Source organism: Herbaspirillum lusitanum, assembly GCF_026127345.1.
Taxonomy (GTDB): domain Bacteria; phylum Pseudomonadota; class Gammaproteobacteria; order Burkholderiales; family Burkholderiaceae_D; genus Herbaspirillum; species Herbaspirillum lusitanum.
Window position 1 is genome coordinate 168,695 of record NZ_QXFG01000016.1, and the last position, 8,241, is coordinate 176,935.

The 8,241-nt window shown below is 63.2% G+C and carries 6 protein-coding genes; all 6 read right to left on the reverse strand.

The window, feature by feature from the left end:
- Positions 1-82: 82 nt before the first annotated feature.
- Entirely contained in the window at positions 83-3,766 is a 3,684-nt protein-coding gene (putA, locus tag DXT88_RS21550; RefSeq protein ID WP_407649389.1) for a trifunctional transcriptional regulator/proline dehydrogenase/L-glutamate gamma-semialdehyde dehydrogenase, read from the reverse strand.
- 214 nt (positions 3,767-3,980) lie between these two features.
- Positions 3,981-4,400 carry an RcnB family protein gene (locus tag DXT88_RS21555; RefSeq protein WP_265215990.1) on the reverse strand — a complete coding sequence of 140 codons (420 nt, stop codon included), beginning with the start codon at positions 4,398-4,400 and terminating at the stop codon, positions 3,981-3,983.
- A gap of 170 nt (positions 4,401-4,570) precedes the next feature.
- Complete coding sequence (locus DXT88_RS21560) at positions 4,571-5,296, reverse strand: ABC transporter ATP-binding protein (RefSeq protein ID WP_265215991.1); 726 nt, start codon at positions 5,294-5,296, stop codon at positions 4,571-4,573.
- 19 nt (positions 5,297-5,315) lie between these two features.
- Positions 5,316-6,086 (reverse strand): ABC transporter ATP-binding protein, encoded by a 771-nt coding sequence (locus DXT88_RS21565; protein WP_016833190.1) that lies wholly within the window; start codon positions 6,084-6,086, stop codon positions 5,316-5,318.
- A 44-nt stretch (positions 6,087-6,130) separates the two neighbouring features.
- Entirely contained in the window at positions 6,131-7,348 is a 1,218-nt protein-coding gene (locus DXT88_RS21570; RefSeq protein ID WP_016833191.1) for an ABC transporter permease subunit, read from the reverse strand.
- 29 nt (positions 7,349-7,377) lie between these two features.
- Positions 7,378-8,241: branched-chain amino acid ABC transporter permease (locus DXT88_RS21575; RefSeq protein WP_265215992.1), on the reverse strand; the 864-nt coding region annotated here is incomplete at its 5' end.

The window sequence follows — 8,241 nt, forward strand, 5'->3', positions numbered from 1 at the left end:
GTGGAAGACAGATGACAATCTGTCTACTTTGAGAGCGTGAAAAACATGTCATCCCGGCGCGCACCGGGATGACGGTAATACGTTAAACCGACAAGGTCATCAGGCTCGCGTTGCCGCCCGCTGCCGTCGTGTTGACGCACAACGCGCGCTCGGCCACCAGACGCCACAAATCGATCGGCAAGTCTTCGGCGGTCGGCACCAGCGGCACCAGCGCGCCGTCACGGGCCGCCAGGACGCCGCGCCATTGCGTGATCACCGGACCATCGACCAGCGCCAGATGCAAGTCCAGCGCAGCGACGTCGCCGCTGAGTTCGATCGCCTGGCGCGCTTCGGCCGGCAGCCCGGCCGGGATCAGCTTGCCCTGCGCGGCCGGCACCACGGCGATGTTGCCGGTGGCGAGCACGGCGGCGATCTGGTTCAGCAGCGCCGCGACGTCGGCTGCCGCGCACAGGATCTTGCCGCGCGGTGCAAACGACAGCGTGTTGCGCTCGCCGGTCGGACCCGGCAGGGTCAGCGTCCTGTGCAGCAGGCTTTCCTGCACATAAGTCGCGCCCAGTTGCGCCAGCTTGGCGTGGCCGTGAGTCGCAGCCCAGTCCAGCAAGGACTTCAATGGTTGCGATGCCGCCTGCGCAGCATCGTTGAACAGCTTGACGTCGGCGTGACGTTGCAGGCGTTTCAGGTACAGCGGGCCGCCGGCTTTGGGACCGGTGCCGGATTTGCCTTCGCCGCCGAACGGCTGCACGCCGACCACGGCGCCGACGATGTTGCGGTTGACGTAGATGTTGCCGACGTGGGCGCGCTCGGCGACGAAGGCGATGGTCTCGTCGATGCGCGAATGCACGCCCAGGGTCAGGCCGTAGCCGCTGGCGTTGATGGTGTCGATCAGCTGCGGCAGCTGGTCGCGGCGATAGCGCAGCACGTGCAGCACGGGGCCGAACACTTCACGCTTGAGCTGGGCGATGGAATCGATTTCAATCACGGTCGGCGCGACGTAGGTGCCGTACTGGTGACGTTCGTCGAGCGGCAACTGATACACCTTGCCGCCCTTCTTCATCTGTTCGACGTGCGCCAGCAATTGCGTGCGCGCCTCGTCATCGATGACCGGACCGATGTCGGTTTCCAGGCAGTCGGGACGGCCGATGCGCAGCTCCTGCATCGCACCCTTCAGCATGGTCATGGTCTTGTCGGCGATGTCTTCCTGCAGGCACAGCACGCGCAGGGCCGAGCAGCGCTGGCCGGCGCTGTCGAAGGCCGAGCTCAGGACATCCTGCACCACTTGTTCGGGCAAGGCGCTGGAGTCGACGATGAGCGCATTCTGGCCGCCGGTTTCGGCGATGAACGGGATGTCGCCGTGTTCGTCCTTGATGCGTTGCGCCAGGGTGCGGTTGATTAGCTGCGCGACTTCGGTCGAGCCGGTGAAGATCACGCCCTTGACCCGTGCATCGCCGGTCAGCGCCGCGCCGACAGTGTCGCCGCGGCCCGGCAGGAATTGCAGCGCCGCGCGCGGCACGCCCGCTTCATGCAGCAACTGCACCGCGCGATGCGCGATCAGCGGCGTTTGTTCGGCGGGCTTGGCCAGCACCACGTTGCCGGCGGCCAGAGAAGCGCTGACTTCACCGATGAAAATCGCCAGCGGGAAATTCCACGGGCTGATGCACACCACCGGCCCCCACGCCAGCGCATTGCCGTCGTGACGCGATTGCGTCGCGTAGTAGCGCAGGAAGTCGACCGCTTCGCGCACTTCGGCAATCGCGTTGGGCAGCGACTTGCCGGCTTCGCGCACGGCCAGCGCCATCAGTTCGGCCTGATGCGTTTCGAACAGGTCGGCGGCACGCTCCAGCGCTTGTGCACGGTCGCCTGAGGAGACGGCCTGCCATTGCACCGCGTACTCGGTGGCAGCGTGCAAGGCGCTCTCGACGTCGTCGTGCGAGGCTTCGATGACTTGGCCCACGAGGTCGCGGCGATCGGCCGGGTTGGTGATCGCCTGCGTCTCGCCGATGGATACGGCGCCGTCATGCAACAGCGGCGCGGCTTGCCATTGCTGCGCACTCAGTTGCGCGAAGGCGTGTTCGAGTCCGCGCAGGGTGTCTTCATTGCTGAGATCGACGCCGGCGGAATTCTTGCGCTCTTCGCCGTACAGGTTGCGCGGCAAGGCGATCTGCGGATGCGGTTCGCCGCCGGACTTTTGCACCGCGACGATGGGATCGGTGATCAGCGTGTCGATGGCGACGGCTTCATCGACGATCTGGTTGACGAAGGACGAGTTGGCGCCGTTCTCCAGCAGGCGGCGCACCAGATACGCCAGCAGCGTCTGGTGCGAACCGACCGGCGCGTAGATGCGGCAGGCCTTGCCGAGCTGGTCGGCGCCGACTACCTGGTCGTACAGGGTTTCGCCCATGCCGTGCAGGCACTGGAATTCGTAGTCGTCGATCTTGTGCTGCTGCGCCCAGGTGTAGATGGCCGACAGCGTGTGGGCGTTGTGCGTGGCGAATTGCGGATAGATGACGTCGGTCGCGGCCAGCAGTTTTTGCGCACAGGCCAGGTAGGACAGATCGGTGTGCACCTTGCGCGTGTAAACCGGATAGCCGGACAGGCCGTCGACTTGGGCGCGCTTGATTTCGCTGTCCCAGTAGGCGCCCTTGACCAGCCGCACCATCAGCTTGCGGCCGCTGCGGCGCGCCAGGTCGGCGAGGTAGTCGATCACGAACGGGCAACGCTTCTGGTACGCCTGCACCACGAAGCCGATGCCTTCGAAACCGTCGAGGTCGCGGTCGAATGCCAGTGCCTCCATCAGGTCCAGCGACAACTCGAGGCGGTCGGCTTCTTCGGCGTCGATGTTGAGGCCGATGTTGTAGGACTTGGCCAGCACCAGCAATTGCTTCAGGCGCGGCAGCAGTTCGTTCATCACGCGGGCATGTTGTGCACGCGAATAACGCGGATGCAGCGCCGACAGCTTGACCGAAATACCGGGACCGTCCTTGATGCCGCGACCGTTGGAGGCGCGGCCGATGGCATGGATCGCGTCTTCGTAGGATTTGTAGTAGAAGTCGGCGTCGTGCCCGGTCAGCGCCGCTTCGCCGAGCATGTCGTAGGAATAGCGATAGCCGCGCTTTTCATTGTCTCGGCTGTTGGCCAGCGCTTCGGCGATGGTCTGGCCGGTGACGAACTGGTTGCCCAGCATGCGCATGGCGAGGTCAACGCCCTTGCGGATCAGCGGTTCGCCGCCCTTGTTGATCAGGCGCGTGAGCGCCGAGGCCAGGCCGCTTTCGCTGCTGGTGCCGACCAGCTTGCCGGTGATCAGCAGGCCCCAGGTGGCGGCATTGACGAACAGCGACGGCGACTCACCCAGATGCTTGCGCCAGTCGCCCTTGCTGATCTTGTCGGCGATCAGGCGATCGGCAGTCTGGTGATCGGGAATGCGCAGCAGCGCTTCGGCCAGGCACATCAACGCTACGCCCTCTTCCGACGACAGCGAGAATTCATGCATCAGCGCATCGACGCCGGACGAGCGCGTGCGCTTGGTGCGCACCGCCTGCACCAGCTTGCGCGCCAGTTTTTGCGTCGCTTCGGTCCATGTCGCATTGCTTTGCACCTGCGCCAGCAGCCACTGCACGGCGCCGCGTTCATCACGGCGATAGACGGCGGTGATCGCCGCACGCAGTGGCGTCGGCGCGTGCATGACTTCCTGTTGGAAGACGCTGAAGGCCGGCGCAAAGTTGGAAAACATGCTGGAAGAAACGCTGGAAGGATGGGAGGCGCTGTTCATATTGGTTTGTCTCGGAAGGATAGGCAAAATACGGTTTTTGCCTGCTGCGATTCTATTCGGGATAGACCAATATTAATTCTGCATTTAATGCAGTTATGTCGAATTTAATTTTTCATAATGAATTTAATCAAAATTAAATTCTTACACGCTCATGCCGGCGCAGACAAAAACGTCCGCCGGGTTCAGACGGCGGACGCATCGATCAGATCCGGATTTAATTGTTGAGGAGCAATTGCAGGATGATGCCGGTGCCGATTGCCGCCAGCACGTAATCGCCGCCGGTCTGCACCCACTGATAGCCGCGCGGCGGCGCGCTCAGGCGATGTTCGCGCCAATTGTTGACGACGTATTGGCGGTTGCGGTATTCCGGCGGCAGGCGGTCGCCGCGATGGAAGGCGTGATTGGGACCGGCGCCGCGCTCATCGCGACGATCGGGGCCGCGATGGTCGTCGCGGCGGTTGTCGTGTCGATCATCGTGTCGATCATCACGGCGATCAGGCGGACCGCGGCGATCATCCTGGCCTTGCGGCGGACGACGGTCGTCGCGCCCGTATTGTTGCGCCTGGGCCAAAGGTAAAGCGCTGATGCCGAGCGTCAGTGCAAGAACCGAGGAGACGATGGATTTCTTATTCATGGAGGGCTCCCTTGTGATATTGACTGTCTGAAACCCCGCCGCATGCATTCTTGCTCCTGATGCGGCGGGACCATACAGTGGATACCTTAACAAGTCCCTTCGTTCCTTGAAGGATGTATCTGAATGCTACCTGAGGCCTTTGGCAGGATCGACGCTCGTTCAGTTTCCCTTTAGCCTTCACCCAGGTAAGCCGCCTTAACGCGCGGATCATTCAGCATGTCCTTGGCATTGCCGCTCATGGTGATCAGCCCCGACTCCATCACATAACCCCGGTGCGCCGCCTCCAGCGCCAGCTTGGCGTTCTGCTCCACCAGCAGGATCGTGATGCCCTGCGCCGACACGTTGCGGATCACCTCGAAGATCTTCTCCACCATGATCGGCGACAGGCCCATCGACGGTTCATCCAGCAGCAGCAACTTCGGATGGCTCATCAGCGCGCGCGCCATCGCCAGCATCTGCTGCTCGCCCCCCGACAAGGTGCCCGCCATCTGCCCGGCGCGTTCCTTCAGGCGCGGGAAGACGGTGAACCAGTGCTCGATGTCCTGCGCGATCTGCTGCTTGTCGTCGCTGGTGTAGGCGCCCATCAGGAGGTTCTCGTGGATGCTCATGCGGGTAAAGACGCCGCGCCCTTCCGGCACCATCGCCAGCTTTTTCTGGACCAGGCTGAAGGAACTCTGCCCCTTCAGCGGCTGGCCCAGGTAGCTGATGTGGCCTTGCACTTTCGAGTCCGGCAAGGTGCCGGTGACGGCCTTCAAGGTGGTGGTCTTGCCCGCGCCGTTGGCGCCGATCAGCGTCACCAGCTCGCCTTCGTTGACTTCCAGGCTCGCGCCCTTGACGGCCTTGATGCCGCCGTAGGCCACGCTCAGGTCTTCGATTTTCAAGATGTTCGTTGTCATTGTCGTGTGTCCTGCGGGCTTAATGGGAAGCGCCTAAGTAGGCTTCAATCACGGCGGGATTTTTTTGCACGTCCGCCGGCACGCCTTCGGCGATCGGCTTGCCGTAGTCCAGCACGGTGAGACGGTTGCACAGGCCCATCATCAGTTTGACGTCGTGTTCGATCAGCAGGATGGTCTTGCCTTCGGCCTGGATCTTCACCAGCAGTTCGCGCAGACCGATCTTCTCGGTGGCGTTCATGCCGGCCGCCGGTTCGTCCAGCGCCAGCAGTTGCGGTTCGGTCGCCAAGGCGCGGGCAATCTCCAGTCTTCTCTGGTCGCCGTAGGACAGGTGGCGCGCCGTTCTGGACGAGAATGTGCCGATGCCCACGAAGTCGAGCAGCTTCTGCGACTTGTCCTTGATCGCCGCTTCTTCGTCGCGGGCCGCCTTGTGACGGAACACCGCGCCGAAGACGTTCTGTTTGGTGCGCACGTGGCAGCCGACCATGACGTTCTCCAGCACGGTCATGTCGCCGAACAGGCGGATGTTCTGGAAGGTGCGGGCAATGCCGGCCTTGGCCACTTCGTGCGGGGCGCTCGGGCTGTACGGCTTGCCGGCCAGCTCGAAGCTGCCGGTGTCGGGCTGGTACAGCCCCGTGATGACATTGAAGAAGGTGGTCTTGCCGGCGCCGTTGGGGCCGATCAGGCCGTAAATTTGACCTTGTTCAATGGTGAGGCTCACGCCCGAGAGGGCTTGCAGGCCGCCGAAGCGTTTGCTGACGTCGGCGATTTTTAACAGGGTGTTGGTGCTCATGGGGGATTCGTCCTCTGCTGTCTTTTATATGCGCGTCGATGTGGTTACGCCTTGACGACGCCGACGGCGTCACTGCCGTGCGGGTGGTCGGCTTCGGGCCGGTCTTCGTGACGCGGCGACGGCCACAGGCCGGCAGGACGATTCAGCATGATGATCACCATGGCCAGCCCGTAGAGCAGCTGGCGCAGCACTTCGGCGTCGATCCACACCTTGCCGAACAGGCTCATCTGCACCGGCTCGACCACGTGGCGCAGCACTTCCGGCAAGGCGGCCAGGATCACCCCGCCCAGCACCACGCCGGGGATGTGGCCGATGCCGCCCAGCACCACCATGGCCAGCACCGCAATCGATTCGGTCAGCGAGAAGGATTCCGGCGACACGAAGCCCTGGAAGGAGGCGAACATGGCGCCGGCCACACCGCCAAACGACGCGCCCATCGCAAACGCGAGGAGTTTGACGTTGCGCGTGTTGATGCCCATGGCCTTGGCCGCGATTTCGTCTTCGCGGATCGCCACCCAGGCCCGGCCCAGGCGCGAGTCCTGCAGGCGGATCGAGAAGAAGATCACGCCGATGCACAGCAGCAGGAACAGGAAGTAATAAGCATTGACCGACGGCATGCTGAAACCGAGGAACTTGACGATCGAGCCCGAACCCGGCTCGCCGGCCAGCGAGACGCCGAAGACGCGGATCGGGTCGATCAGGTTGATGCCCTGCGGACCGTTGGTGATGTTCACCGGTGCGTTCAGGTTGTTCATGAAGATGCGGATGATTTCACCGAAGCCCAGGGTCACGATGGCCAGGTAGTCGCCGCGCAGTTTCAATGTCGGCGCGCCCAGCAAGGCGCCGAACAGGGCCGCGATCAAGGCCGACAGCGGCACGATGATCCACAGCGACAAGTGAATGCCGGTCTGCACGATCTGCGGGCCGCACACCATCACGAGGAAGTTGCCCACCGCCGGATAGGTGTTGACGAAGGATTGCAGCACGTCGGCGAACTGCGGCGAGGCCAGCAAGCCGGCGGTGTAGGCGCCGATCGCGTAGAACGCGATGTAGCCCAGGTCCAGCAGGCCGGCGAAGCCCACGACCACGTTCAGGCCCAGGGCCAGCATGATGTACAGCAACGCCATGTCCATGATGCGCACCCACGAGTTGCCGAACATGCTGGCAACGAAGGGGAAGGCGATCATGATGATCAACAGCGCCGCCAGGCTGATCCTGGCCTGCTGCGGGTTGCGTTTCTTGTCGAAGGTGAGGAAGGCCATGTCGGTCTCTCTTTGATATTTTGTTTAACTTAGGCGCGGTCGGCCACGCGTTCACCCATGATCCCCGAGGGACGCAGAGTGAGCACGATGATCAGCACGATGAAGGCGAAGATGTCCTGGTAGTTGCTGCCCAGGAAGTCGCCCGTCAGGTCGCCGATGTAACCGGCGCCCAGGCTTTCGATCAGGCCCAGCAGGATGCCGCCCAGCATGGCGCCGTAGATGTTGCCGATGCCGCCCAGCACCGCCGCCGAGAAGGCCTTCAACCCCGGCACGAAGCCCATGGCGAATTGGGCGGTGGAGTAGTTCGCCGCCCACATCACGCCGGCAATCGCCGCCAGCGCGGCGCCGATAATGAAGGTGACGACGATGACGCGATTCGAATCCACGCCCATCAAACCCGCAATGCGCGGGTTCTCGGCCGTGGCGCGCATGGCGCGGCCCATCTTGGTCTTCTCGACGATCAGGACCAGGCCGATCATCGCCGCCAGGGCCAGCAGCAACAGCATGATCTGCGTGGGCGAAATCAGCGCGCCGGCGATGTGCACCGGGTCCGACGGCATGATCTGCGGGAACGGCAGCGGGCTGCGGCCCCAGATCATCATGGCCAGCGTCTGCAGCAGGATCGACACGCCAATGGCGGTGATCAGGGGCGCCAGGCGCGGCGCATTGCGCAGCGGACGGTAGGCCACCCGTTCGATGATCATGCTGACGATCACGCACACCGGAATCGCGCCGATGATGGCGATGATCAGCTTGACGATGCCCGGCAGGTCCGGCGCCACGTGCTGGATCAGCTTCAGGATGCTCAAGCCCGCCATCGCGCCGATCATGAGCACGTCGCCGTGCGCAAAATTGATCAGGTTCAGCACGCCGTACACCATCGTGTAGCCCAA